The sequence below is a fragment of the Naumannella cuiyingiana genome (assembly GCF_013408305.1).
Classification (GTDB): domain Bacteria; phylum Actinomycetota; class Actinomycetes; order Propionibacteriales; family Propionibacteriaceae; genus Naumannella; species Naumannella cuiyingiana.
Map to the genome: position 1 here is coordinate 823899 of NZ_JACBZS010000001.1, position 23599 is coordinate 847497.

The 23599-nt window shown below is 72.1% G+C and carries 24 protein-coding genes; 7 read left to right on the top strand and 17 right to left on the bottom strand.

Annotated elements, in window-relative coordinates; genetic code table 11:
• Positions 1-20: 20 nt before the first annotated feature.
• Both GGQ54_RS03740 and GGQ54_RS03745 read right to left on the bottom strand, forming a co-directional pair.
• Positions 21-1415: a phosphomannomutase/phosphoglucomutase gene (locus tag GGQ54_RS03740; protein ID WP_179444163.1), complete on the bottom strand. Its 1395-nt coding sequence runs from the start codon at positions 1413-1415 to the stop codon at positions 21-23.
• Between the two features lie 9 nt (positions 1416-1424).
• Complete coding sequence (locus GGQ54_RS03745) at positions 1425-1841, bottom strand: DUF3499 domain-containing protein (protein WP_179444164.1); 417 nt, start codon at positions 1839-1841, stop codon at positions 1425-1427.
• A 149-nt stretch (positions 1842-1990) separates the two neighbouring features.
• Between GGQ54_RS03745 and GGQ54_RS03750 the strand changes: the two genes are divergently transcribed.
• On the top strand, positions 1991-2416 hold the full coding sequence (locus GGQ54_RS03750; RefSeq protein ID WP_179444165.1) for a metallopeptidase family protein: 426 nt from the start codon (positions 1991-1993) through the stop codon (positions 2414-2416).
• 39 nt (positions 2417-2455) lie between these two features.
• Here GGQ54_RS03750 and GGQ54_RS03755 read toward each other — a convergent pair whose 3' ends face one another.
• The 4 genes from GGQ54_RS03755 to GGQ54_RS03770 all read right to left on the bottom strand — a co-directional run bounded on the left by GGQ54_RS03755 (position 2456) and on the right by GGQ54_RS03770 (position 8693).
• Positions 2456-3862 carry a DUF5719 family protein gene (locus GGQ54_RS03755; RefSeq protein WP_179444166.1) on the bottom strand — a complete coding sequence of 469 codons (1407 nt, stop codon included), beginning with the start codon at positions 3860-3862 and terminating at the stop codon, positions 2456-2458.
• Positions 3862-7488 (bottom strand): glycosyltransferase, encoded by a 3627-nt coding sequence (locus GGQ54_RS03760; protein WP_179444167.1) that lies wholly within the window; start codon positions 7486-7488, stop codon positions 3862-3864. Before GGQ54_RS03760 ends, GGQ54_RS03755 begins: the two co-directional genes overlap by 1 nt.
• Positions 7489-7587: 99 nt before the next feature.
• Positions 7588-7851 (bottom strand): WhiB family transcriptional regulator, encoded by a 264-nt coding sequence (locus tag GGQ54_RS03765; protein WP_179444168.1) that lies wholly within the window; start codon positions 7849-7851, stop codon positions 7588-7590.
• Between the two features lie 71 nt (positions 7852-7922).
• Complete coding sequence (locus GGQ54_RS03770; RefSeq protein ID WP_179444169.1) at positions 7923-8693, bottom strand: hypothetical protein; 771 nt, start codon at positions 8691-8693, stop codon at positions 7923-7925.
• A 125-nt stretch (positions 8694-8818) separates the two neighbouring features.
• Here GGQ54_RS03770 and cofD point away from each other — a divergent pair, with 125 nt between their 5' ends.
• Positions 8819-9850, top strand: coding sequence for a 2-phospho-L-lactate transferase (gene cofD, locus GGQ54_RS03775; RefSeq protein WP_179444170.1), 1032 nt, complete (start codon positions 8819-8821; stop codon positions 9848-9850).
• Positions 9850-10707: a coenzyme F420-0:L-glutamate ligase gene (gene cofE / locus GGQ54_RS03780; RefSeq protein WP_179444171.1), complete on the top strand. Its 858-nt coding sequence runs from the start codon at positions 9850-9852 to the stop codon at positions 10705-10707. Before cofD ends, cofE begins: the two co-directional genes overlap by 1 nt.
• Before the next feature lie 46 nt (positions 10708-10753).
• Here the strand turns inward: cofE and GGQ54_RS03785 are convergent, their stop codons facing one another.
• A complete protein-coding gene (locus GGQ54_RS03785) occupies positions 10754-11830 on the bottom strand; it encodes a mannose-1-phosphate guanylyltransferase (protein WP_179444172.1) in 1077 nt (358 codons plus the stop codon).
• An 81-nt stretch (positions 11831-11911) separates the two neighbouring features.
• Here GGQ54_RS03785 and GGQ54_RS03790 point away from each other — a divergent pair, with 81 nt between their 5' ends.
• Complete coding sequence (locus tag GGQ54_RS03790) at positions 11912-12610, top strand: TIGR03089 family protein (RefSeq protein WP_179444173.1); 699 nt, start codon at positions 11912-11914, stop codon at positions 12608-12610.
• 508 nt (positions 12611-13118) lie between these two features.
• Here the strand turns inward: GGQ54_RS03790 and GGQ54_RS17535 are convergent.
• Positions 13119-14711, bottom strand: a complete 1593-nt coding sequence (locus GGQ54_RS17535) for an LCP family glycopolymer transferase (protein ID WP_179444174.1) — start codon at positions 14709-14711, stop codon at positions 13119-13121.
• Positions 14712-14945: 234 nt separating this feature from the next.
• Here GGQ54_RS17535 and GGQ54_RS03800 point away from each other — a divergent pair, with 234 nt between their 5' ends.
• Positions 14946-16259 (top strand): LCP family protein, encoded by a 1314-nt coding sequence (locus tag GGQ54_RS03800; protein WP_179444175.1) that lies wholly within the window; start codon positions 14946-14948, stop codon positions 16257-16259.
• Between the two features lie 4 nt (positions 16260-16263).
• On the opposite strand, the gene GGQ54_RS03805 is transcribed toward GGQ54_RS03800, so the two are convergent.
• From GGQ54_RS03805 to GGQ54_RS03830, 6 genes are read right to left on the bottom strand one after another with little or no spacing between them, the layout of a single operon-like run.
• Positions 16264-17433, bottom strand: a complete 1170-nt coding sequence (locus tag GGQ54_RS03805; RefSeq protein WP_179444176.1) for an acyl-CoA dehydrogenase family protein — start codon at positions 17431-17433, stop codon at positions 16264-16266.
• 19 nt (positions 17434-17452) lie between these two features.
• Complete coding sequence (locus tag GGQ54_RS03810; RefSeq protein WP_179444177.1) at positions 17453-18223, bottom strand: EI24 domain-containing protein; 771 nt, start codon at positions 18221-18223, stop codon at positions 17453-17455.
• Positions 18220-18624 (bottom strand): NUDIX hydrolase, encoded by a 405-nt coding sequence (locus GGQ54_RS03815; protein WP_179444178.1) that lies wholly within the window; start codon positions 18622-18624, stop codon positions 18220-18222. The genes GGQ54_RS03810 and GGQ54_RS03815 overlap by 4 nt, the downstream gene beginning before the upstream one ends.
• 10 nt (positions 18625-18634) lie before the next feature.
• Positions 18635-19123, bottom strand: coding sequence for a hypothetical protein (locus GGQ54_RS03820; protein WP_179444179.1), 489 nt, complete (start codon positions 19121-19123; stop codon positions 18635-18637).
• A gap of 25 nt (positions 19124-19148) precedes the next feature.
• Positions 19149-19640 carry a 5-(carboxyamino)imidazole ribonucleotide mutase gene (purE, locus tag GGQ54_RS03825; protein WP_179444180.1) on the bottom strand — a complete coding sequence of 164 codons (492 nt, stop codon included), beginning with the start codon at positions 19638-19640 and terminating at the stop codon, positions 19149-19151.
• 18 nt (positions 19641-19658) lie between these two features.
• The gene (locus tag GGQ54_RS03830; RefSeq protein WP_179444181.1) at positions 19659-20159 is read right to left on the bottom strand and encodes an anthrone oxygenase family protein; all 501 of its coding nucleotides are present in this window, start codon (positions 20157-20159) and stop codon (positions 19659-19661) included.
• Between the two features lie 46 nt (positions 20160-20205).
• Here GGQ54_RS03830 and GGQ54_RS03835 point away from each other — a divergent pair, with 46 nt between their 5' ends.
• Positions 20206-20400: a Z-ring associated ZapG family protein gene (locus tag GGQ54_RS03835; protein WP_179444182.1), complete on the top strand. Its 195-nt coding sequence runs from the start codon at positions 20206-20208 to the stop codon at positions 20398-20400.
• A 12-nt stretch (positions 20401-20412) separates the two neighbouring features.
• On the opposite strand, the gene GGQ54_RS03840 is transcribed toward GGQ54_RS03835, so the two are convergent.
• Positions 20413-20754 carry a hypothetical protein gene (locus GGQ54_RS03840; protein WP_179444183.1) on the bottom strand — a complete coding sequence of 114 codons (342 nt, stop codon included), beginning with the start codon at positions 20752-20754 and terminating at the stop codon, positions 20413-20415.
• A 113-nt stretch (positions 20755-20867) separates the two neighbouring features.
• A complete protein-coding gene (locus GGQ54_RS03845; RefSeq protein WP_179444184.1) occupies positions 20868-21221 on the bottom strand; it encodes a nuclear transport factor 2 family protein in 354 nt (117 codons plus the stop codon).
• Between the two features lie 120 nt (positions 21222-21341).
• Here GGQ54_RS03845 and GGQ54_RS03850 point away from each other — a divergent pair, with 120 nt between their 5' ends.
• Positions 21342-22103: a helix-turn-helix domain-containing protein gene (locus GGQ54_RS03850; protein ID WP_179444185.1), complete on the top strand. Its 762-nt coding sequence runs from the start codon at positions 21342-21344 to the stop codon at positions 22101-22103.
• 1066 nt (positions 22104-23169) lie between these two features.
• Here the strand turns inward: GGQ54_RS03850 and GGQ54_RS03855 are convergent.
• Positions 23170-23598 (bottom strand): DUF7878 domain-containing protein, encoded by a 429-nt coding sequence (locus GGQ54_RS03855; RefSeq protein ID WP_179444186.1) that lies wholly within the window; start codon positions 23596-23598, stop codon positions 23170-23172.
• Position 23599: the final 1 nt, after the last annotated feature.

Below are 23599 nucleotides of genomic sequence, written 5' to 3' on the forward strand. Positions count from 1 at the left end.
GCGTTCGCGGCATTGTGCCGCTAGCCGGTCGGCCGCGACGGCGTACCGCGGATGATCTCCAGCACCTCCTCGCGCAGCGCGGTCATCTGCTCCGGCGTGCGGGCCTCGATGTTCAACCGCAGCAGGGGCTCGGTGTTGGACGGGCGCAGGTTGACCCACCAGTCCTCGGCGTTGATCAACACGCCGTCGCCCCACTCGATCTCCCCGCGCCCGGCGAAGGCGTCGGCGAAGCGGCGCAGCACGGCGTCGGCGTCGGCGACCGTGGAGTTGATCTCCCCCGACGGCGTGTAGCGGCGGAAGCTCTCGACCAGCTCCGACAGCGGACGGTCGCTGCGGCCGAGCTGGCTGAGCACGTGCAGCCCGGCGAGCATCCCGGTGTCGGCGAACCAGAAGTCCCGGAAGTAGTAGTGCGCGGAGTGCTCGCCGCCGAAGATCGCGTCGTTGTCGGCCATCGCCGCCTTGACGAAGGTGTGCCCGACCCGCGAGGTCACGCTGCGCCCGCCCTGCTCGGCGACCACCTCGGCGACGGTGCGCGAGGTGATCGTGTTGCGGACGACCGCCGCGCCCGGCTCGCGCCCGAGCTCGGCGCTGGCGATCATCGCGGTGATCGCCGACGGGTCGACCACGGCGCCGGTGTCGTCGACCACGAAGCAGCGGTCGGCGTCGCCGTCGAAGACGAGCGCGCAGTCGGCACCGTGCTCGCGCACGGCCCGCTGGGCGTCGACCAGGTTCTCCGGCTCCAGCGGGTTCGGCTGATGGTTGGGGAAGCTGCCGTCCAGGTCGAGGAAGAGACCGACCACCTCGACATCGAGCGGGCCGAGGACGACCGGCGCGGTGAGACCCGCCATGCCGTTGCCCGCATCGACGACCACCCGCAGCGGCCGCAGGCCCGACAGGTCGACCAGGGAGCGCAGGTGCTCGGCGTACCCGTCCAGCACGTCGCGCTCGATCACCCGGCCGGGGGTCACGCCCGGCGCGCCGGTCTCGCCGGTCTCGCCGCGCTCGATCGCGAACGCACGGTCGCGGACGTCGCGAAGCAGCTCGGAGCTGACCGGCCGCGCGCCCGCCAGGCAGAACTTGATGCCGTTGTAGCGGGCCGGGTTGTGGCTCGCGGTGAGCTGCGCGCCGGGGAGATCGAGGCTGCCCGAGGCGTACCAGAGCTGATCGGTGCTGGCCAGCCCGATGTCGATCACATCGGCGCCGCGCGAGATCACCCCCGCCGCGAAGGCCTCAGCGAGTTCGGGGCCGCTGAGCCGCATGTCGCGGCCCATCACGCACGAGCTGCCCGGCCCCAGCCCGATCGCGTCGGCGAACGCCGCGCCCACGGCGCGGGCGCCGTCGGCGTCCCATTCGGCAGTTGCTCCCCCGAGCACGCCACGGATGTCATTTGCCTTGAAGATTCCGTCCTGCAGCACGCGCGAAGACTAGCCGCGATCGCCCCCGCCGGGCCCATCGGCCTCCGCGCCGGTCGGCGGCTCGGCCAGCACGGTCAGGTGACCGCGCCGGGCGACCTCGACCAGTCCGTTCCGCGCGGGGTCGTCGCGGCGCGCGGGGCGCTCGTCGTCGTAACCGCGACCGGCCTCCCGCACCGCATCGGCGAGCGCGAGCAGATCGTCGTTCGCCGCCTTCTCGCGTTCGGAGGTGTCGTCGGGCAGCCGGATGATCTCCCACCCGCGCGGCGCCGACAGCCCGGTCGAGTGCGACCGGCACAGGTCGTAGGAGCCCGGCTCGGCACGCAGGGCGAGCGGCCCGAGGACCGCGGTCGAGTCGGCGTAGACGTAGGTCAGGGTGGCGACCGCCCAACCTGTGCATGCGGTACGCGTACAGCGCCTGCGTGCCATGACTGCTCCCCTGCCTCGTGGTGCCGACACCGACGCGCCCCCGGCTACGTCCGGCCATTCGAGGCTAGTGGCGCGGCGGGCGCGGGCCCGGGTTCGACACACCAGCGAGGGCCCATCGGCCCCGCCGACCCGCGGGTAGGGTCGGCGGCATGCGACGCGACCGCCATGAGCGAGGGCTGCGCGGGCCGCTCGCGGCGCCGAATCCGCTGACCCGACGGCCCGCCTCGCCCCGCCGGCCGCCCGGTCGGGCGGCCTTCTTCGACGATGCCGTCGCCGAATCGGTACGCCGGGTGCGCGCCTCCTGCCCGCGGGCCATCGCCGGGGTGCAGGTCGGGGTCGTCGACGTCCCCGAGATCACCGACGCCTGGCAGGAGGGCGAGGCGCCGTTGGCTGCCGCCGTCGAACCGGTCGGCGACGAGCCGGCCCGGGTCGTGCTGTACCGGCGGCCGCTGGAGTATCGCGCGATCTCGCGGCCGGACCTGCGGTTGCTGGTGCATCGCGCGCTGGTGGAGCAGTTGTCGGCGCTGACGACGATCCCGCTGCACGAGATCGATCCCCAGCTCGACCAGCCCTGATGTCTCGCGCGCGTGCTCGACCTGGCTGCGGGGTCGCGCTCAGCCGACCCGGGGATCGAACCGCGGCACCGGGCCGGCGACGCCCTCGGGGGAGATCACGGCGGCGTCGGACAGCGTGGCGATGTTCTCCCAGTCGCCCGCCAGCACCACACCGGCGTACAGCTCGGCGCCCGGATCCGGCACGACCTGCAGGCTGAGCTGTTCCCCCGCGGGCAGCTCGATCGCCGCGGTGGCGCCGGCGGCGACGATCTCGCGGCCGCTGGCCACCGATGTCCCCTCGCCGTCGAAGACCTCCCAGGCATAGCCGGCCGCCGCGCCCGGCGCGGTCGCCACCAGCGTGCCCCGGTGTTCGGCGTACCCCGCGACGGCGGCAATGCCCAGCCCGGTGACCGGCGCGGCCGCCGGTGCCACGGCGAGGTCGGCGCGGGCGGTGTCGGTGGAACTGCGCGAGACCACGGCGCCCGTGACGGGCTGATCGGCGGTCAGCCGGATGGCGACCGCCTCGCCCGACAGCGCGGATTCCAGCGCCACCCGGCCGACGCTCTGCGGCCCGAGCTCGATCGTGTCGGCATCGGCCGGCGCGAACGCGCCCTGCGCGCCGATCGCCTCCACCCGGACCGTGGTACGCACGTCGGACGGATTCACCACGGACAGCTCGCGTGGCCCGTCGCCGCCGGGTACGCCGGGAATGATCACGCTGGTCGCCGGCTCGGCCGCCGGGATCGTCCAGTCGGCCCCGGCCGGCTCCGCGCCGGTGCCCGACTCGATGGTGGCGACCGCGGCGACGCGACCGGCGGTGGCGCGTACCTGCACGGCGAGCGGGTCGGGCGAGGTGAGCAGCGGCTCCAGACCCACCGCGCGGGTCTGGCCGGGCTGCAGGGTCAGGCCCGAGGCGCCCGCGACCGACTGCACGCCCTGGCTGGTGTGCACCGCGAGCGACACCTCGGCGGGCGAGCGGTCGGGGTTGGTCAGCAGCACCGTGGCCCGGTCCCGGTCGGTCGAGCGGAGCCCCACGAACCAGCCGTCGGTGCCCGGGTCGGCGCAGGGCGTCAGCGACAGGCCGCGCTGCGGGCCGGTGGCGATCCGCGCGACGGCCGACTGGCCGGAACGGTCGGCCGCGCCGACGCCGGCGCGGGCGAGCGTGGTGGCCGACTCGTCCACGCCGATGCCGCGGATCTGACCGCCCGGGACGACGCCAAGATCGGTCCCGTCGCCGCGCTGCAGCCGGATCTCCGAGCCGGATTCGGCGGCGCGACCGTCGATCACGACCGTTCCGCCGGAGCCTCCGGAGGTCAGCGCCGGGCAGACCCGCGTGCTGGCCCCGGTGGTCACGGTCAGCCGGTCCGGCTCGGCGGGGGTGGCGCCGAGGCCCTGGCCGAGCAGCACCGCACCGAGGGTGAGCGCGACCGCGACCAGCGCGTAGATCGCCCGGATCGGCGCAGTCATCACTCGTCCTCCTCGGTGATCGCCCGGCGGGCCGCGCGCCTGGGCCGGGGCGGCTCGGTCTCGGCGGGTACGCCGGGATCCGGCCCGCCCCGGGCCCGGCGGCTGGGCGCTGCCGGCGGCTCAGTCGGGGGTTGCGCCGGAGGCGTCGACGACGGTGTGTCCGCCGACGGCTCGTCCTCGGCCAGTGCCCGGCGGGCCGCGCGCCGGGGTCGCGGCGCATCGGCGGGTCCGGAAGCGCCCTCGGTGGTCGGTTCCGGTCGTGCCTCGGGCCCGTCTCCCGCGCGGAGGCGACCCTCGTGGTCGGTTTCGGTGGCCGAGCCGGCTGCGGCCGCCGGTGCGGCGCCCGGCGTCGCCGCGGGTGCGGGTGCGGGTGCGGCCGGTGCGGGTGTGACCGGTTCGGGTGTGGCCGGTGTCGCCGCGGGCGCGGGTCGGGCCGACTCGGGCGCCTCGCGGGCGTCGCCGGTGTCGTCGGCTACCCGGCGGGGGCGTACCTCGGGGGCGGCGGCGCGGCCGCGACGCGCGGTCGGGGCGGCGAGCACGATGAGCAGCAACAGCGCGATGAGCTGGGCCAGCGCCAGGCCGGGAAGCAGCCCGTTGTCCAGGCGATAGGTCAACAGCCCGCCCTGGGTACCGACCGCGAAGGCGGGCTGCCCCGCGGGGCCGGGCACGGGCGCGAGCAGGCGACCGTCCATCTCGGCTACCCAGCGCCGGTCGACCGGCTCGGCCAGGACCAGCGTCCGCTCGCCGCCGGGCGCGATCACCGTGCCGGTCCGACCGATCGGCTGGGGATCGGCGGCGCCGATCAGGACCGCGCGGCCGACGGTGCTCGGCACGGTCCAGACCCGCGTCCCCCGCTCCCCGCTGCCCGGCCCCAGCCCGGGCACGTTGCTGATCTGCGCGATCACCTCGTCGCCGTCGGCGCCGCGTACCCACAGATAGCCGACGCCGAGCCGATTCAGGTCGCCGACGATGGCCTCGTCGGCGCTGCCGCCGAGCAGCCGCGCGGTGAGCCCGGCCGCGAGCGCCCGCAATTGGGGATCGCCGCCGAAGGCATACCCGCGGTCGGCATCGCCGAGCCGGTACGCCTCCCCCTCGATCAGCGACCAGGCGGGCTCGGCTCCGGTCAGGTCGATGGCAAGCACCCGCACCCCGACCTCCGACCGCATGGCGTTCACCATGAACGGCGGCAACTCCCCCGCCGGGCCGCGCTGGATCGGTCCGGTCAGCCCGCCGGCGACCCACCACCCCGCGCCCGCCAGCACGCCCGCCGCGGCGATCGCCGCACCCGCGGAGACCGCCACCTTGCCGATCCCGCGCAGCGGATGCGCGGTCCCGGCCCGACTGAGCGCATTGGCGCCCGCCGTCCCGGCGAGGACCAGCCCCGCGAACGCGATCAGCAGCCAGGTCAGCGCATCCGCGCGGGCCTGGGCATCGCCCGGGCCGAGTCGCAGCAGCCAGCCGGCGGGCAGCGCGGCCATCGCAAAACCGACGGGCGCGACGCCCAGGCCGACCAGCAGCAGGCGGCTCGGTCCCCCGGCCACCCCGACCAGCGCCGCCAGCCAGATCAGCCCGAAGAATCCGATCGCCAACCACCACGGGGCCGCGCCGGCGCCGGGCGTCTGCCCGATCAGCAGCGGCCAGCCCCCGGCGGTCGGCTCGAGCAACGCCAGCGCGCCGTCCGGGCCGGTGAGCAGCCGCCCCCAGCCCGCCGCCAGCCCGGGCAGCCAGGGCGCGAGCAAGACCAGTGGCGCCACCAGCGCGGCCACCGCGCGGGCACGTGCGCCGGGCGCCACGATCAGCAGCACCAGCGCCCCCAGCACCGTCAGCACGACGAAGGACGGCAGCGCCGCGATGATGATCAAGGAGAACACCGCCGCCGACCAGGCCGGCCGCCAGCGCTCGGCGGCGCTGCTGTCGTCGGCGGGGCGGACCATCCGGCGTACCGAAATCGCCAACAGCGGCAACACGATGGACACCACGGCGGCGCCGAGGGCGCCCCGGTTCAGGCCGCCCAGCGCCGGCAGCAGTGCGGCATAGGCGAGCGGGCCGCCCCAGCGCGCGGCGCGCGAGGCGAGGATCGGCCGGACGAACAGCCAGCCGGTCAGGAAGCTCAGCGGCACGCAGCCGAAGGCGAGGAGGCTGGTCAACAGCTCCGGCTGGCCGAGGGTCAGGGTCGCGGCCAGCGCGGTCAGGCCGAGCCAGGGCGGCGCCATCGCCGCGGAGCCGGGAATGGCATCGAGATAGGCGCTGTAGGCGGCGGCCAGGTCCGGCCGACTCGGCAGCAGTTGCGGGCCCGACAGCACGCCGGGGCCGATCAGCTCGCGCCCGGCGGCGAGGCTGGCCAGCACCAGCAGGGCGAAGGTGATGCCGATCGGGTTCTGCCACGCGGGGCGGGTGCTGTCGGAGTGCTCGGCGTAGGCATCGCCGGTCAGCTCGTCGATCGAGCTGCGCTCGCCCTCGCCGATCAGCCGCCGCCAGCGGTTCGTGATCGAGCGGCCGGCCGCGTCCGCGCCGACCCGCCACGAATCCAGCGGCGGCGGCCGCAGCGCGCGCGTGCGCTGCCGATCGGCCGGGCTGGCGGCCGCCTCTCCGTTGCGTTCGCGGACGGCGTCGATGACCGCGCGTGAGCCGGCCCAGTGCCGCAGCGCCCGGAACTCGTTGGCCGCCGAGGCCGGGTCCTTGCCGAGCAGGAACCCGATCGCGCGCAGCAGCACGCCCCAGACCAGCCGGATCGCGGTGCCGAGTGCCGCCGGACCCGAGCGGTGCCCGCTGATCACCATCATCCCGAGCGCGCGATCGGTGGCCGCCGGGTGCTCGCCGATCACCCAGGACTCGCGCTCGCCCTCGCGCCCGGCCTGCCGGTGGGTGATCCGGGCGCGCGGCGCGGTGCCGACGCGATGCCCCGCCAGATTGGCCCGCCACCCGAACGCGACGCCGTCCCGGAACACCCCGAGCTCGCTGTCCAGGCCGCCCAGGCCGTCGAAGACGGTACGCCGCACGAACATCCCGCAGGTGCCGACGCCGAGCACATCGGACGCCTCGCGCTGCTTCTGGTCGATCTCGCCGGGCTCCAGCCCCAGCTCGCGCCGCCCCGTGTCCGAGATCGAGACCCCGAGCTCGCCGATGGCGACCGGGTGCCCGCGCAGCCGCGGCCGCAACAGCAGCGGCCCGATCACATCCAACGGTCGGTGCGCCGGGGGTGACTCGGATGATTCCGATGACTCTGATGATTCCGATGACTCTGACGAGTCGGGCGATTCGGAGCCCACCGCGGCTGTGATCAACTCGGCGAGCGCCTCGGGCTCGGGAACGGCATCGTCGTGCAGCAGCCACAGCCATTGCCCCGGCGGCGCCTCGTCGGCCTCGAGCGCCTCGGCGACGGCCAGGCCGAACCCGGCGTCGGAGACGGTGTGCACGGCATCGACCACGCCGGATGCGGCGGCCGCGGCGAGCAGTCCGGGGGTCTCGTCGGTGGAGGCGGCGTCGGCGGCGATGATCCGGCCGGGGCGTACCGTCAGCGCCGCGATCGCGGCCAGGGCGTCGGGCAGCCAGCGGGCGCCGTTGTGTGCGACGAGAACTGCGGTGACCGTGGTCGCACCGGGGTCGACGGTGGGACGGTCGGTCACCTCGTGCAGCCAGGACCAGTCCTGGGCAGTGGGTACGCGCGCAGCAGGAGGATCCTGCCCCGGCTCGGCTTCAGGCCGCACGGTGTCGCGGTGCCGCGCTCAGACGGCGCGCTTCTTCAGTTTGCGGCGTTCGCGCTCGCTGAGGCCGCCCCAGATACCGAACCGCTCGTCGTTGGCGAGCGCATAGTCGAGGCACTCGCTGCGGACATCGCAGGACAGACAGACCTTCTTGGCCTCGCGGGTGGACCCGCCCTTTTCGGGGAAGAAGGCCTCGGGGTCGGTCTGCGCGCACAGGGCACGCTCCTGCCAACCCAGGGCGCCCTCGTCGTCTTCTGCGGGCTCTTCCGAATGCAGCTCCAGCATGATTCCTCCTCGACCCGGACCGGCTCGAGCCCGGTCCCTGCCTGAAATTACATGCCTGTTGTTCGATCAAGTCAAGCGCTCGGCGGGTCCTCTCCGGGCCCCTTCGGGCCGCGCGACTCCGGCTCCTGACGCTCGGGAGTGGCCAACGGCGCCGTCCCACCGGCCGGTGGCCGCGCGGGACGCCATGCCCCGCCCGGCGCTGCTGCCTGCGACGGGTTCCCGCCGCGCTCGCTGGCGGGCGCACCGCCCGCCGCGTCGGAGGCCCGGTGCCAGACGGCGCCGGAGGCCTCGCCCGGCTGCCAGACGGGCGGGGCATCGCCCTCGGCCTGACCGTCGTCGATCACCTCGGCCGGCTCGTCCCGGGCGAGGCCGACGCTCGCGCGGGCCCGGCGCAGGTCGGGCAACCCCGCCTCACCGGTCCGCGCGGCCTCCCGGAAGCGCCACAACAACCACGCCGACAGGGCGGGCAGCAAGGCGATGGTGATCAGCCCGACCAGATCGATCAGGGCGCCGAGGACCGAGCCGGCGCCGAAGAGCCCGATCACCCCGAGCACGAGGACCAGAGCGGTCGCGATCAGGGCGAACCAGGCAGCGAGGAAGGTCAGCGCCCGCGCGTGCCGGGTCGGCGGCTGCCAGAGCACGCAGGCGCCGACGACGATGGTCAGGGCGATCGCCGAGAGGGGGTTGTACAGGCGCTCGGAGATGGCACCGGCGGCGGCGAGCCAGGATTCGTCGGCCGACGAGGCGACCGTGTGCAGCGCGATCGCGCCGGCGGCGAGCAGCACGACGACGACGAACACCACCCAGGCCACCGGTTCGCGGAACCGCCGCACGCTTCCCATCTCGCTCCTACCCCGCCGGTTCTGCTCGGCGGTGCTCGACCGGCGCCAGCCTAGATCGCGCTGCCGCGAGGAACGCGATGTGACACGCCACCGATCCGGTCACCCGGCCCTGCCAGACTGGGCGGGTGCCCGCCGACGAATCGACCACACCGCAGCCCGCCCCCCGCCGGATCGTCGTACTGGCCGGCGGCGTGGGCGGATCGCGCTTCACCCGCGGGGTGCTGGCGGCCTGGCCGCAGGCCGAGGTGACCGTGATCGCGAACACCGCGGACGACATCACCCTGCACGGGCTGCGGATCTGCCCGGACATCGACACCATGCTCTACACCCTCGGCGGCGGGATCGACGAGGCCAAGGGCTGGGGGCGGCGCGACGAGGGTTGGCTGATCGGCGAGGAGCTCGCCGCCTACGGTGCCGAGCCGACCTGGTTCGGCCTGGGCGATCGCGACATCGCAACGCATCTGGTCCGCACCCAGATGCTCGGCAACGGCTATCCGCTCAGCCAGGTCACCGAGGTGCTGGCGGCGCGTTGGCTGGCCGACCTGCCCCGGCTGCGGGTGCTCCCGATGACCGACGACCGCGTCGAGACCCATGTGCTGATCACCGATTCCGATACGGCGTCGGGCCGGCGCGCGGTGCACTTCCAGGAGTTCTGGGTACGCCTGCACGCCGCCCCGGCGGTCGAGCAGGTCGTCTTCGTCGGGATCGAACAGGCGAGCCCGGCCCCCGGCGTGCTGGACGCCCTGGCCGAGGCGGACCTGATCCTCCTCGCGCCGAGCAACCCGGTCGTCTCGATCGGCCCGATCCTCGCGGTACCGGGCATCCGCGGCGCCCTGCGCACGGCCGGCGCGCCGGTGGTCGGGTTCTCCGGCATCCTGGGCGGCGCGCCGGTGCTCGGAATGGCCGACAAACTGCTGCCGGCGATCGGCGTCGAGGTCAGCGCCGCCGGGGTCGGGCGGCACTACGGCCCGCGGTCGGGCACCGGGATCCTGGACGCGTGGCTGGTCGACGCCGCCGACGAGGCGGCCGCGGCGACGCTGGCTGCCGAGGGCCTGCCCACCCTGCCGATGCCGCTGCTGATGACCGACCCGGCGGCGACGGCGCGCTTCGTCACGGCCGGCGCCGCCTTCGCCCGGCCACCCCGGCCCGCGGCCTGATGATCACGATCTTCGCCCCGGACGGCATCGGCGAGGTCAACCCGGGCGCCGACCTCGCGGAGTTGATCAGCGACGCCTGTGCCGCGGCGGGCCGGCCGCTCGCCGACGGTGATCTGGTCTGCGTGACGTCCAAGATCATCAGCAAGGCCGAGGATCGTGCCGTGCCGGCCGAGCGGGCCGCGGAGGCGGCCGCCGCGGAGTCGGTCGCCGTGGTCGCCCGGCGGGGCGGGGTACGCATCGTCCGCAACCGGCAGGGCATCACCCAGGCGGCGGCCGGCATCGACTCCTCCAATGTCGAGGTCGGCACGATCTTGTTGTTGCCGCAGGACCCCGACGCCAGTGCCGCGGCACTGCTCCGCGAGCTCGGGGCGCGCACCGGGCTCCGGCTCGGCGTGATCATCACCGACACCGCCGGCCGCGCCTGGCGAATCGGGCAGACCGACCATGCCATCGGCCTGGCCGGCGTACGACCGACTCTTGATCATGCCGGGTTGCGCGATTCCTATGGCAACGATCTTCGGGTCACCGAGATGGCGGTCGCCGATGAGCTGGCCGCGGCCGCCGACCTGGCCAAGGGCAAGCTCGCCGGCCGGCCGGTGGCGGTGATCCGTGGCCTGGCGGAGTTGATCACCGACGCCGAGCATTCGGCACGGGAGCTGCAGCGCCCGACCGAGCAGGACCTGTTCGCCCGGGGCAGCCGGGAGGCGGTGCTGTGGGCGGTGCTGTCGGCGTACCGATCGACGAAGCGGTACGCCGAGCTGGTCGAACTGGACGGCGAGGAGTTGATCAAGGCCGTGACCGAGGCCGTCGACGGCGACCCGGCGACGGTGCGGGCCATCGTCGGCACGATCGCCTGACCGACGGGCTTTCCGGCGAACGGGACGTTTCCGGCGAACGTGCGTCTCAGGCGAACTGGGCGGCCTCGTTCTCGACCAGCGCGACGATCTCCTTGATCCGTTCGGATTCGGCGGCGGAACAGACCAGGATCGCGTCGCCGCTGTGCACCACGACGGCGCCCTCCATCCCGAACACGGCGACCAGGGTGTCGTCGGCGGCCCGGTTGATCACCAAATTGTTGCGGGCGTCGAGCAGCACCGCGCGGCCCTCGACGCTGTTGCCCTGGTCGTCGCTCGGCAGGTGCTCGGCGAGAGCGGCGAAACCGCCGACATCGTGCCAGGTCACCGGCAACGGGACGGCCAGCACGTGCGCGGTGCCGCGGCCGGCCGCGACGGGCTCCATCACCGCGTAGTCGATGCTGATCTTCGGCAGCTTGCCGAACAGCTCCCCGAGCAGCGCCGGCTCGGCGGCGATCCTGGTGACGATCTCGTGGCAGTCGGGGACCAGTCGCTGCAACTGCTCCAGCAGGGTGGCCGCCCGCCAGACGAACATGCCGGAGTTCCACCAGTGGTTGCCGTCGGCCAGGTACTCCCGCGCGGTGTCGAGATCGGGCTTCTCGCGGAATCCGTCCACCCGGTAGACGTCGGTCAGCCCGGCCGCCTGGGCGCCGCGCTTGAGGTAGCCGTAGCCGGTGTGCGCGGAGGTCGGCACCACACCGAAGGTGACCAGTGCCGTCGGGTCGGCATCGACGGCGTCGAAGGCCACGTCGAGCGCGTCCCGGAATGCCTCCACCGGCTGCATGATCTGGTCGGCGGTGACCATCGCGACGGTCGCATCGGGGTCGGCCGCGGCGAGCACGGCGGCGGGCCACGCGACCGCGTTCAGCGAATCGCGGCCCTCGGGCTCGCCGAGGATCTGGTCGTCGGACAGCTCCGGGATCTCCGCGCGGACCTCGGCGGCGTACTGCGCTCCGGTGCAGACCAGGATGTTCTCGGTAGGTACGCTGCCCTGCACCCGGTCGTAGGCCAGGCGCAGCAGCGAGGTGTCGCCGACCAGCCGCAGCAGTTGTTTGGGCATGCCCTTGCGGGACAGGGGCCACAGGCGTTTCCCCGAACCGCCCGCCATGATGACCACATAACGCATGGCGGACAGCCTAACCAGCGGGGCGTCGAGACGCCGATTCGTCGCGCAGGGCCGCTGCCGGGGCGCCCGTAGGCTGGCGCGGTGACGAACCCGACCGAACTGTTGGCCGCGCGGGTCCGCGAGGCGCCCGCGCAGCCCCTGCTGACGCAGTACGCGGCGGCCGGGCGGACCGAGTTGTCCGCCGCCAGCTTCGCCAACTGGGTCGACAAGACCACCAACTGGCTGGAGGACGAGGGGATCGCGGATCTGTACGACCCGCCGTCGCCGGCGCCGCTGCTGGCCCTGGAGCTGGCCGCCGATCAGCCGGCGCACTGGATGACCTTCGCCTGGTTGATGGCCGCCTGGCAGGCGGGGCTCGCGGTGTCGCCGGGGCCGGCCGAGGGCGCGGTGCTGCGCGTGGGCGGGCCCGGTGCCGGCGCGGGCGGGCCGGTCACCGTGGCGTGTTCGCTGCACCCGCTCGCGATGCCCGGGGATCCCGCGCCCGGGGTGCTCGACTGGGCCGCGGAGGTACGCGCCCAGCCGGATGTCCATCTCGCCGTCGCCGACGATCCGTCCCGCGCGGCCTGGGCCGGGGCACCGGGCGCGCGGTCGTTGGGCGAGTTGCTGGACGGGGTGGCACCGGCGCCGGGGCCCGTGCTGATCAGCGAACCCGCGGGCCCATGGCCGGCGGTACGCGACGGGCTGCTCGCGCCGCTGCTCGGCGGCGGCTCGGCGGTGCTGGCTCCCCGCGTACCCGCCGCCGAACTCGACCGGATCCGCGCCGCCGAACGGATCGCCTGACCGCGCCGGTTCGCGGCTGCCGGTTCAGCCCGCGCGTGCCGATTCAGCCCGCGAGTGCCGGTTCAGCCCGCGAGTGCCGGTTCAGCCCGCGGACGGTACACAACCCCCATGTCCGCGAACCCAACCGGCAGACGCGGGCCGGGCAACACTCGCGGCTGCCGGTTCGGCCCGCGGATCGGGCGGCCGTCAGCCTGGTCGCGGCCGGGGGTGGCCCGGAAGCTGGGTGGCGAGGGCTCGTTCGGCCGCACTTTTCTGGTCGGGAGCTGCCGGCCCCGCGCACCGATCCCCGGCATGACGCGCTGGCCCGGCCGACGCCGCGCACTCCCAGCCAGAAAAGTGCATTCCCGACCATTGCACCGACCGACTCCCCCACCGCTGCACCCGGCAGGCGCCGATTCAGCCCGCGGGTGCCGGTTCAGCCCGCGGAAGGTACGCCACCCCGCATCCGCGAACCCAACCGGCAGACGCGGGCCTGGCAACACTCGCGGCTGCCGGTTCGGCTCGCGGATCAGGCGGCGCTGCAGACCTCTCCCAGGTCGTCATTGGCGGGCTGGGGCTCGGCGGCGTCGCCGGTATCCGCCCGGTCCTTCTTGCCCGACCCCTCCCGGTCGCTCCCGGCGTCGTCCTTGCCCGAGCCACTCTTGTCCTTGCTTGACTCCACCGGACCGCTGGGCTTCGCGCCATCGGACTGCTTGTCCGCGGGTGCGGGCGGGCTGGTGGCTGGCACGTCCGCGGCCTCGGCGGCGGCGATCTTCTCCTGGACGGTGGCCCGGATCAGCGCCAGATCGGGCTGGGCCGGCTTGATCAGCGGCGGCACGAATGCGACGCTGCTGATCTTGGTCGAGCGCGCCTTCAGGGCGAGTTCGATCATGGAGTCGACCTTGTCGGTCGGGATGTCGGTCTCGACGATCTCCTTGCCGGCATCCGCGATCGCGGTGAACTTGGTCAGCACCGTGACCGGATCGAGTTGCTGCAGCATCGCGTTCATCACGCACTTCTGCCGGCTCATCCGGTCGTAGTCGCTGCTCTCGGCGCGAGAGCGGGCGACCCACAACGCGTCCTCACCGTTCAACAAGACGTTCTTTCCGGGCTGGATGTAGCGGCTGATCTTCGAGCTGCCGCCGCCGACCGGGATCGGCTTGTTGATGTCGAGGCGGATGCCGCCGACCGCGTCGATGAGCTGCTCGAAGCCGGCCAGATCGATCATCGCGTAGTAATTGATCTGCAGCCCGAGCAGCTCGCCGATCACCTCGCGGGTGGCCTGCAGCCCGGGATCGCCGACCGACTCCGGATAGAGCCCCTTGTGCACCTCGGTCGCCTCGGTGTAGACGCCGTTGATCATGCACTTCTCCTCGGCGCAGCGGAACCCGTCGGGATAGAACTGCTTCAGCGGCGAGCTGTCGGGGAACGGCGCGCCCTGCAGGTTCCGTGGGATCGAGAACAAGACGGTACGCCCGGTCTCGGCGTCGATGCTCGCCACGGTCATCGAGTCGGGCCGCAACCCGACGCGCCCCTTCCCGTCGTCGGCACCGAGCAGCAACACATTGATCCGGCCAGCCGACGGCGCGGTCTGCCCGCCGCCGACGAAGACACTGGACAGCAGGCTGCCCTGGGCCCAGACCGTGCGGGCCGTGCCGGCCGAACCGAGCAGCGCCCCGAGCGCGAGGACGAGCGCGATCAGCGCGAACGCGGGGCGGTGCTGGCGCGCGAGCTCGGGCGGGCGCGCGATCCGCCAGGCATCGGCGAAGAGCAGGGCCCAGCCGATGCCGGCCGCCACGACCGCGATGCACAACGCGGCGGTGACCGGCGGAAATGCCAGCACGGCGATGGTCGCGCCGCGGGCCAGCAGCAGCCCGGTCCCGAACAGCACCACCACGCCGAGCATGATCAGCCAGCACCGCACGGCGAGGCGGCCGAGCCGGCGGTTGCCGGCGGCAATCTGGGCCGATCCGGGCACCAACAGCGTGATCAGCAGCAGTCCCATGCCACGTCGCAGCCGGATGCCGTCGCTGCGACCCGCGGCCTCCGAGCCGCGGTCATCGGGCCCGGGCCGGCGGCTGCCGGCACGGGAGATTGCGGGACGGTGAGTGGGATCGCTCACGCTGCGCCTTTCGTGCGGGGGAAGTGGTGCCCGGCGGTTAGACACCCGCTGGCCAGTATGGAAGCTCGCGCACGGCCGGGGAACCAGCCACGCCGTGACGGTGGCGGATCCGCGGGCCCGGCGTACCGAACCTCGGTCCGCAATCCGGCACCGGCGTGGCACCACGGTCTCGAAACCCGCTGCCCGGGCCGCCGCACCGGGTCTCGGTGGTACGCCTTGGCTACCGTGGACGCCATGGCAGGTACCGACCGTGGTGGGCGCCCCGGCCCCGAGGACCGCGACGACATGGACTGGCTCTATCGCCGCGACGACGAGCCCGCACCGCAGCCGTCCCCTCCGGAACCGACCCGGGTGTTCGGCCCGGATGCGCCCGCGGATCCGCCGGCAGGAGGCGGGCGGCGCCGGGCGTCGTTCGGCGACCCCGGCGGCCCGGCCCGTTCCCGCACCGAGTCCGGGCTCCCCCATGAGGCCGGCCCGGCGCAGCGGCGCAGGTCGGCCCTTCCGCCGGCCGCGCCGCCGCCGCGCCCGCCGGCCTCCCCGCCCCGGCCCGCCCCGGCCCGTCCGGGCCCGGCCGGTCGCCCACGGCGTGGCCACCCGGTCCGGCGTACCCTGCTCGCGTTGCTGATCGCCTGGCTGGTCTTCCTGATCGCCACCCCGATCTATGCATGGACGCAGACGACCAAGATCGAGGCGATGCCGAGCGGCAGCAACCGGCCCGACGATCAGCCGGGCACGCTGTGGCTGCTGGTCGGCTCCGACGGCCGCGAGGACCTGTCGAAGGCAGAGCGCGAGCGGCTGAGCACGGGCGGCGGCAAGGGGCGGCGTACCGACACGATCATGCTGCTCTACCGGCCGACGATCGGGAAACCCGCGCTGATCTCGGTGCCGCGGGACTCCTTCGTCCGCATCCCGGGCAAGGGCAAGAACAAGATCAATGCCGCGTACGCCTTCGGCGGCCCGCAACTGTTGATCGAGACGATCGAGCAGAACACCGGCCTGCGCGTCGATCGGTACGCCGAGATCGGCTTCGCCGGATTTGCCGGGATGGTCGATGCGGTCGGCGGCGTCGAGGTGTGCCCGAAGAAGGCGATCAAGGACCGTCGGGCGGGCCTGGACATCAAGGCGGGTTGCCAGAACGTCGACGGGCCGACGGCGCTCGGCTATGTCCGCACCCGCTACACGGACGCGACGGGCGACATCGCGCGGACCCAGCGGCAGCGCGAGGTGATCGGCAAGATCGCCAAGAAGGTGGCCTCGCCGGTGACCTTCGTCAACCCGGTCCGCTACTGGGGGGTGAACATGGCGGCGGCGCGCTCGTTCGGCGTCGACGAGCAGGCCAGCCCGATCGATGTGGGGCTGATGGGCCAGGCGATGCTCGGCACGTCCGGTGGTGACGGCCTGACGCTGATGATCCCGATCAGCGATGCGAATGCGCGGACGAGCGCGGGCAGCTCGATGATCTGGGACATCGAGCAGGCCGAGGAGATGTTCGCCGACATCAAGTCCGGCGACACCTCCAAGCTCGACCGCTTCCGGGCCGACTCCTGACTCCTCAGGCCTGCGGTAGCCCCGCCAGAAGTTGGCGAGCCATCACGATCCGCTGCACCTGGTTCGTGCCCTCGTAGATCTGGGTGATCTTCGCGTCGCGCATCATCCGCTCGACCGGGTAGTCGCGGGTGTAGCCGTAGCCGCCGAGCAGTTGCACGGCGTCGGTGGTGATCTCCATCGCGACATCGGAGGCGAAGCACTTGGCGGTGGCGCCGAAGTAGGTCAGGTCGCCGTCGCCCCGCTCGGACTTGGCCGCGGCGGCGTAGGTGAGCTGGCGGGCCGCCTCCAGCTTCATGCCCATGTCGGCGATCATGAACTGCAGACCCTGGAAATCGGCGATCGCCTTGCCGAACTGCTTGCGCTCCTTGACATAGCCGAGCGCGTAGTCCAGTGCCCCCTGCGCGATCCCGAGCGCCTGGGCCGCGATGGTGACGCGGGTGTGGTCGAGGGTACGCATGGCAGTCGCGAAGCCGGTGCCGGGATCGCCAATCAGCCGGTCGTCGCCGAGGCGGACGTTCTCCAGGTAGACCTCGCGGGTCGGCGAGCCCTTGATGCCGAGCTTCTTCTCCGGCGCGCCGAAGTCGACGCCCTCGTCGGACTTGCGCACGACGAAGGCGCTGATCCCCTTGGACCGGGCATCGGGATCGGTCACGGCGAACACCGTATAGTACTCCGACTCGCCCGCATTGGTGATCCAGCGCTTCACCCCGTTCAGCACCCAGCCGTCACCGTCGCGGACCGCACGGGTCTTCATCGATGCGGCATCGGAGCCGGCGTCCGGCTCGGACAGGCAGTAGGAGAACATCGCCTCGCCCGCGGCGATCGGCGGCAGGACGGCCTGCTTCAGCTCGTCCGAGCCGGACAGCAGCACCGGCATCGAGCCGAGCTTGTTCACCGCCGGGATCAGCGAGCTGGACGCGCAGGCGCGCGCGACCTCCTCGATCACGATCACGGTGGCCAGCGCGTCGGCACCGACGCCGCCGTAGGCCTCCGGGATGTGCGGGGCGTGGAAGTCGGCCTTGCGCAGCGCGTCGTAGGAGGCGCGCGGGAACTCGGCGAGCTCGTCGACCTCGGCGGCATGGGGCGCCACCTTGTTGTCGCAGACCTCGCGCACGGCCGCGCGGAACGCCTCGTGGTCCTCCGTCGGGCGATAGATATCGGTGAAGTCGCTCACCGAGGCAGCTTAGCGCTCGCTAAGCAGGGCTGGTAGTCCCCCGGCCGGCGGCCAGCGGCTCGCCGGTCTGGGCCCGGGCCAGCAGCACTCCCCCGGCGGCCGCGGCGGGGAAGACGACGATGGCCAGCAGCGGCACGGACAACAACAAGAAGGTGGGTACGCCGAAGCCGAGCGTCGCCAGCCGACGGCCGCGCAGCACCCGGTCCCGGGCGGGCAGGCTGACCACCCCGCGCTGGGCGAGCGGCTGGCCGACGAGTTCCAGGGCGATCATCCAGCCGCCGAAGATCGCTCCCCCGACCGCGGCCGCGATGGTGCCGACGACCGGGATCAGTCCGATCACGAAGAAGATGGCACCGCCGAGCGCGGTGATCGCGACGACGGCGATCGTCTGGCCGATCGAACGGGCCAGGGGCACGTCGACTGCCCGGCCCTCGGGCGGCCCGCCGAGCTCGCGCTCCACCGACGCGGCGATCCGCTCGTAGAACGGGCCGCCGATCAGCAGCGTGATACTGGAGAAGGCGACGACCATGATCAGCACGGCGGCCGCGGTGATCAGCAGGGCGGCGACGCCGCGCAGCACCTCGCGTACCGCTGGATCCCAGCCCTCGGCGAAGGCCGTCAGCGCGCCGCCCAGCGTCGGCGCACCGAAGAACAGGCCGACCAGCGCGCCGACGAACAGCACCGAAGTGATCATCGGCGGGATCGCACCGGTCCAGAACAGCTTCGGCCGGCGGATGATCATCCCGGCGCCACGCAACAGGAAGCCCGCGCCGGTGAAGACTGACCTCATCGCGCCGCCTGCGCGAGCATCGGAAAGACCGCGTCGGCGAGCAGCGGGGCGAGATCGGCGCCCGGCGCGGCGCCAGGATCGACCCAGCGCAGCTCGGCGATCTCGGCGGCGGGCGCGACCGGTTCGATAAGCGGGTGTTCGAAGACCGTTGCCACCACGCGATGCCGCGGTTCGTTGGCCGCAGCGGCCGTGTGCCGGCCGAGCGGGCGCAGCATCCGGTGATCAAGCTGCCCGGACAGCTCTTCGGCGAACTCGCGGATCGCCGCGGCCGCCGGGTCCTCGCCGGGCTCGGGTTTGCCGCCGGGCAGCATGAAACGGTCGGTGCCGCGCTTGCGTACCGTCAACACGCGGCCAGCGGCGTCGCGCATCACGACGGCGCTGACGCGGATGTCACGGTCCATGGGGCCAACGCTAGCGCCGGACCGGCGTGCCCCGCACGGTGAACTCGCCGGGCAGCTCCGTCCAGTCGAACCACGTCACCGCGACGGCGTACTGCGGGCGGGCGCAGGCGCGATTCAATTCGATCATGGCGGGTTCCAACTGGCCGCGGGCGATTCGCCAGCCGTCGAAGTCGAGCCCGCAGGCATCGTATTGGTAGGCATAGAAGAAGCCGTCGCCCGGACCGGCGGCGAGCACCGGCGCCGTGTCGGCGCCCTGGTCGGCGAGTCGGTCGGCGAGGATGCCGAAGTCGTCGCGATACAGGCCCGCCCAGTCGACCGGCCGCCCCATCGGGCGGGTGTCGGGGATCATGACGACGAGGCGACCGGCGGAGCGCGGCCACAATCCACCGGCCCGCCCGAGCAGCACGACGGCAGCGGCGACGACGGCCAGGCCGACCGCGACGGCCAGCGCGACGAGGAGGCCGTTGCGGGGCGCGCGGTCGGCCGATCGCGCGATCATTGCCGCAGGCTAGGCCGGCTACGGGTCACTCGCCGCGGCGTACTCGCTCGCCCTTGGCCTCGGCTGTCGCCCGAAGGTCGTCCTGGAAGGCGACCATCCGCGCGGTCAGGTCGGGGTCGCCGGCGGCCAGGATCCGGACGGCCAGCAGCCCGGCATTGCGGGCATTGCCGATGGCGACGGTCGCGACCGGCACGCCGGCCGGCATCTGCACGATGGAGAGCAGCGAGTCCATGCCGTCGAGGTACTTCAGCGGGACGGGTACGCCGATGACGGGCAGCGGGGTCACCGCGGCGAGCATGCCCGGCAGGTGCGCGGCGCCGCCGGCGCCGGCGATGATCACCTCGAGGCCGCGCGAGTGGGCGCGGCGGCCGTAGTCGATCATGGCCTCAGGCATCCGGTGCGCGGAGACCACATCGGCCTCGTGGTCGATGCCGAACTCGGCCAGTGCCTCGCCGGCCGCGGACATGGTCGGCCAGTCGGAGTCCGATCCCATCACGATGCCGACGCGCGCGCTCATGGTCGGCAGACTAGTGGGTCACAGACCGCCGAGCGCGGGGCCGCGGGCGGGACCGGCGAGCAGCACGAACCACATCATCAGGGCGAGGGTGCCGGACAGGGTACGCAAGGTGTTCCAGCGCGCCCACGGCTCGCGGAACTCGGCCCATTCGCGCTCGGCGTTCTCGGGGTGGGCGGTGGCCAGTTTGTTGTTCAGCGGCACGTTCCCGACGACGGTGATCACGAGTACGCCGAGCTGGGCCAGGGCGGCCAGCGAGGCGCCGAGCGCGACGGGGTCGAGGCCGTTGCGGCCGATCACCAGCGCCGGCACGGCGAGTGCGGGCAGGATCGAGCCGAACAGCACGGAGAGGAACAGCGGCCGCGGGGCGACGATGTTGATCTGCTGCATCGCGCGTACCGCATCGACGGGCGCGAGCCGGTCCAGCGCCGGCAGCACCATCACCGAGAACACGAAGAACGATCCGGCCCCGAGCCCTGCGCCGACACCTGCGATGATCACCAGGATCTCGAACACACCCACGCGCCGCCCCTTACTCGTTGCTCGGTCCGGACGCTATCGTCCGACCGTGCGCGGAACCAGAGCGATCGGCCTGTGGATCGGTGTCGCCGTCCTGCTGATCGCGGCGATCGTGCTGGCGGCGCTCAGTCGCCAGGTCAGCTCCTACGGCGCGCTGATGTGGATCTTCGGGCTGATCTGCCTGCTCGCCGCCGTCGCCCTGGGCGTGGTCGCCTATCGGCGGCGCTCGTCCGGGCGCGAGTGAGGCCGGGGCCCGTCAGCTTCGCGGAGGTCGTCGATGCAGGCGGGCGTGTGCCGTCAGGACCGCGAAGACAACGACGGCGACGATCGCCACTGCCACCGAGAGCGCCTGGAGCATGCCGAACATGCCGATCTTGATTCGGTCGTTGCACGCGAGCACGTCGGTGTCCTGACCGATCCGCTCAGCTCGGGTACAGCCGCCGAACGGAACCAGCGCGTCGAGCGGTGTCGCATACACCACCAGAATGGCGCCCAGAACCCACAGCACGACCGCGATGACCACGCAGACGCCGAGCCGACCGCCGACAGTCGCGATGCCGTCCAGCCCATTCCCGTCTACCGCAGTTTCATCAACCATTCCACCCTCATTGACGTCGCATCCCGGGCAGACCACGGCTCTTGACCAGAGTCGCACATGATCTCCGCCAGGTCTTGCCAACGACCAACGATCAAGCGCGCGAGTTCCCTCGCTCAGGCCGGTACGCGGTCCAGGAAGCCGGCAACGGTGGCGATTCGACCGTCGGCGTCGACGGTGACCACGTCGAAGCCGATCACCAGCGGCTCCGCGCCCGAGGCACCGAGGCCCCACCGGAACCGCACCTGGCGGTGGTGCGCGTCAGGCTCGCCGACCAGGCTGAACTCGAACCCCGGAAACTGTTCCTGCACACCGGCCACCACGGCGCCGATGGCCTCGGCACCGGCAACGTCGGCCATCGGATCCGTGTAGGTGGCCTGGGGCGACCAGTGCCGCGTCAGCAGGTCGCGGCGGGCCTCCGGGTCCGTGCAGTTCCAGGTCGCAAGGTAGGCGTCGACGATGTTGTTCATGGTGTCCTCCGGTCTCGTGCTGTCAATTCGATCGACGCCCAGCCTGCCCCGGCCACGAACCGGTGGCGATTACCCCGTAGGTAATGGCAGCACGTCCGCACGCGGCCTAGATTCGCGACCATGACCACGATGGAGGTGGGTACGCTGCTGCGCGCCTGGCGCCAGCGCCGACGGCTCAGCCAGCTCGAACTCGCCGGCCGCGCCGAGGTCAGCGGGCGACACCTGAGCTTCGTCGAGACCGGACGATCGCGGCCGAGCGCCGACATGGTCCTACGCCTCGCCGACCACCTGGAGGTGCCACCGCGCGAACGCGACACCCTCCTCATCGCCGCCGGTTTCGCCCCGCGGCACGCACACCCGGAGGACACCGCAGAAGTCCTCGCCTCCTTCCGCACCCTGGTCGACGCACACCAGCCGTATCCGGCCGTGCTCCTGGACCGATACTGGGATCTCGTGGACGCCAACGACGCCGTCGCCCCGCTGCTCGCCGACTGCGCGCCGCGCCTGCTGGAACCACCGGTCAACGTCGTCCGCCTCAGCCTGCACCCCGACGGGCTGGCCCCACGCATCATCAACCTCACCCTGTGGCGCGAACACCTATTGCACCAGGTCGCCGCCCGAGCCGACCACACCGCCGACCCGCGACTGGCCGCGCTGTACGCCGAGTGCCGGCAGTACCCGAGCAACGGCACGGCGCCCACACCATCCGGCCCTGTCGCCGAACTCGTCCTCTGTGTAGCCGACGACGCGCCGCCCCTGCGGCTGTTCAGCGTGGTCAGCGCCGTGCTCACCGCACACGACGCCACCATCGACGAGCTGCACCTGGAGACCTTCCTCCCCGCCGACGAGACCACCAGATCACGACTGCACCCGCCCCACTGATGCCCGCACCCTTGGGGCCGTCGTGGTCAGGGTCCGCGCGCGCTCGGATTCTCTCCCACGCACCGGACTCCAAATTGGCAAAGATCCAGCCAAGCGGTCGGGAAGAATGTCACGGCCTCAGCAGCTTCTCAAGCTCCGACTCCACTGCGCGGGCCGCGATTGCGTCGCCGCCGTAGTAAGATTCCCAGAATCCGTCTACGAGCCACGCTGCGGGCGCAAATTCGACGGCTCCTGCATCATTGACGCGAACCGTCCAACTTTTGGGAATCGAACTGTCGACAGTCAAGAAGAGCGATGAGTCGAACCAAGCTAACGAGAATCCGTCGTCGGCTATTATCTGCAGTTCGATACGGCTGTTTGGAACCGCAAGCAGTGCGGCAACACGGTAATTGGCACCGACCGTGATCCAAGGGCTCGCTCCCGGTGGCTCGGTGTCAGACGCGACCGGATTGACTACGCATTCCACTATCATCGGCTGCCCGCAAAAACTGACTTGTTAGTCAACATTCTAATTGATCTCTCCCGTCCTCCAACTCTTGTAAAAATAGACCTGGAAGTCGCCGGACAGGCCTTGATGAACGCGGGTGGGAATATATTTCCCCCAGTCGCCATCCTACTTCCATTAGATGTCAGGTGCTTTATCACTTGCTTGCTGTTCAATCGGGCACCAAGAATAATCCTACGCGATTCACGAACCGCCTCAGACTTCAACCCTCCGCCCGAAACGAATAGTGACTCGACTGATTCGCGCGCCAACTGCCGCCCTAATCGCACACCGTTCGCAACATTATCAGCCCCGCTCGCGACGCGACCGAAACACTAGCTGCGCGGGTGCCGCGGACGGCCCAGGAGCCCGCTCGAACAGCACCCCCGCCGGGAATGAGCAAGGTGAGCGCGGTCAGCGCGATCCCACGCTGAGTTCTGAACACGCGTACGGATCGTCAGCATTGCCACACCCAGCGCTGACATAAGGACGGTTGTCGCCTCCGCTGCAGCCGCACAGCCGAACAACAATCCGAGACTCGCCATCACCGCCGCGACCGCACCGAAGAAGGAGACCAGCCATCTACACATCGTCGGCCCCCAAGACGTCTTCGACCTCGACCCCAAGGTTTTCGCGAACCCACTGATCAACTGCCTCGATGAAGCGATAGCAGCCCGCCTCGACCGCGGGGAGATTGAGCTCCGTCACAGCGATGTCGTCCTGGTGGATCGAGCCGGCCCTCCAGCGGCCGGAAGGCTGCTGTCGGAACCAGAGGAGGCCCGGCTCATCCGATTCCATTGAAATGAATTCAAAGTCGCTGTCCGCGCAGCGGAGCCAAGACGCCAATGCGTGGCGCAACTCGACAACTGGGAACATCGGTTCGCTGTAGACCAGCCGATCCCCGACTGCCAATTGAAGCGTGCCCTCGACGCCCAGGAGGAGGTCGAATTTGTTGCGCGCTGAACCGCGCCTGAACGCTGTGTCGCTGAAGCTGAGCGAGATGGTAGCCATC